General features: G+C 70.6%; 2 protein-coding genes and 1 pseudogene. 2 read left to right on the top strand and 1 reads right to left on the bottom strand.

The window, feature by feature from the left end; genetic code table 11:
- Positions 1-401: cytidylyltransferase domain-containing protein (locus VF794_RS04665; RefSeq protein ID WP_331107967.1), on the bottom strand; the 401-nt coding region annotated here is incomplete at its 3' end.
- A gap of 91 nt (positions 402-492) precedes the next feature.
- Here VF794_RS04665 and wecB point away from each other — a divergent pair.
- Both wecB and VF794_RS04655 read left to right on the top strand, forming a co-directional pair.
- Positions 493-1,623: a non-hydrolyzing UDP-N-acetylglucosamine 2-epimerase gene (wecB, locus tag VF794_RS04660; protein ID WP_331107966.1), complete on the top strand. Its 1,131-nt coding sequence runs from the start codon at positions 493-495 to the stop codon at positions 1,621-1,623.
- Positions 1,624-1,806: 183 nt separating this feature from the next.
- Positions 1,807-2,019 (top strand): annotated as a pseudogene (locus tag VF794_RS04655) (RluA family pseudouridine synthase); the annotation flags it as partial.

Genomic DNA, 2,019 nt, shown 5'->3' with positions numbered 1-2,019 from the left:
GCCTCCAGCGGGCGCACCAGCGTGCCCATCCGCACCTCCGGGTCCGAGAAGAGGCCCGCCAGCACCCGCAGTGTGTCCGGGTCCACCAGCGGTTCATCGCCCTGGACGTTCACCCACACGTCCACGTCCGGGCGTGCCCTCGCCACCTCGGCTACCCGATCCGTCCCCGTGGCGCAGTCCGGCGACGTCATCACCGCCGTGCCGCCAAAGCGCCCCACCACCTCCTGGATGCGGGCATCGTCGGTGGCCACCACCACCTCGTCGAAGGCACGGGCCTCCTGACAGCGGCGCCAGACGTGCTCCACCATGGGTCGGCCGGCGATGAGGGCCAACGGCTTGCCGGGGAAGCGCGTGCTGGCATAGCGGGCGGGGATGACGGCAACGGTTCGGGCGGCGGTCATGCCCCGGTGTCTATCAGATTCAGGACGCTGCAATGCGCCCCGGGGCATGTGCCCCTAGGCACACCCCGGGCCGTGCCTAGGTTGCCCCACCATGAAGAAGGTTCTCCATATTGTCGGGGCTCGCCCCAACTTCATGAAGGTGGCGCCCATTCACCGCGCCCTCTCCGAGCGTGGTGCCCTCCAGCAGTGCCTGGTGCATACCGGCCAGCATTACGACGTGAAGATGAGCGACGTCTTCTTCACGGACCTGGGCATGCCCGCGCCGGACATCCATCTCGGCATCGGCTCGGGCAGCCACGCCGAGCAGACGGCCAGGCTGATGCTCGAGCTGGAGAAGGTGTTCACCAGCCAGAAGCCGGATCTCGTCTCCGTGGTGGGCGACGTCAACAGCACCCTGGCCGCCGCGCTCGTGGCGGTGAAGATGGGCATCCCCATCTCCCACGTGGAGGCGGGCCTGCGCAGCTTCGACAACGCCATGCCCGAGGAGATCAACCGCATCCTCACCGATCGCATCTCGGACCTGCTGCTGACGCCCTCGGCCGACGCCGACGCCAACCTCATCCGGGAGGGCCTGGAGCCCGCGCGCATCCGCCTGGTGGGCAATGTGATGATCGACTCGCTGCTGGGCGCGCGCGACAGGGCGCTCAAGCTCTCCACGCTCGCGGACATGGGCTTGAGCCCGCGCGCCTACGCCGTGTGCACCCTGCACCGGGCCTCCAACGTGGATGACCCGAAGGTGCTCACGGGGCTGCTGACCGCGCTGGCGCACGTGGCCGAGCGGCTGCCCGTCGTCTTCCCCGTCCACCCGCGCACCCGCAAGCGCCTCACGGACCTGGGGCTGGGCCCCTCGCTGGAGCGCACCCCGGGCCTGCGCCTGGTGGACCCCATGGGCTACCTGGAGTTCCTCGCGCTCACCGCCCAGGCCCGGCTCGTCTTCACCGACTCCGGTGGCCTCCAGGAAGAGACGACCGTGCTCGGGATTCCCTGCCTCACCGTGCGCGAGAACACCGAGCGCCCCATCACCGTGGAGGTCGGCACCAACCTCGTGGTGGGCACCGACCCGGTCCGCATCCAGCAGGCCGCGGACCGCGCCCTGGACGGCCAGGGCAAGCAGGGTCGCATTCCGGAGCTGTGGGACGGCCGCGCCTCCGAGCGCATCGCCGCCCTGTACGAGCGCGTGCTGGGCGTGGCCCCCGCCGAGCTGCGCGCGGCTTCGGCCTAGACTTTCACTCCTCGGGGCGGGGCGGACGGGTGCGCGTCCGCTCGTCTTCAGGTGGCTGCCGCTGGCAACGTCAGCGCGTCCCCCTGGAGCGAGCGGATGTGCACCTGTTTTCGTGCCCCCGTCTGCCGGGCAGGCGGGCTTGCTGTGAGGCCCCTCGCGCCGTGTTAGGAGGCGAGGCCAGCCATGAGCGAGACGCCAGCGGACACCCTCCCCCAGCAGGACGCGGCGCCTGGGGGCTACGTCGACATCACCTTCGTCGTCGAGCCCAACTACGCCGGCTGGAGGCTGGTGGACTACCTCGGCGAGAAGCTGCGCCGCCTGCCCCGCGCCCGCCTCCACGGCATCATCGAGCGCGGCGTCCTCTGCGAGGAGAAGCACCTCAAGCCCTCCACCCCC

Origin of the sequence: Archangium sp. (genome assembly GCF_036389735.1) — a bacterium.
In the GTDB taxonomy this organism is placed as follows: Bacteria; Myxococcota; Myxococcia; order Myxococcales; family Myxococcaceae; genus Archangium.
This window is presented reverse-complemented; position numbering and strand designations above follow the sequence as displayed.

Coding starts and splice junctions, on each gene's coding strand:
- wecB (WP_331107966.1), top strand. CDS start 493: ATGAAGAAGGTTCTCCATATTGTCGGGGCTCGCCCCAACTTCATGAAG.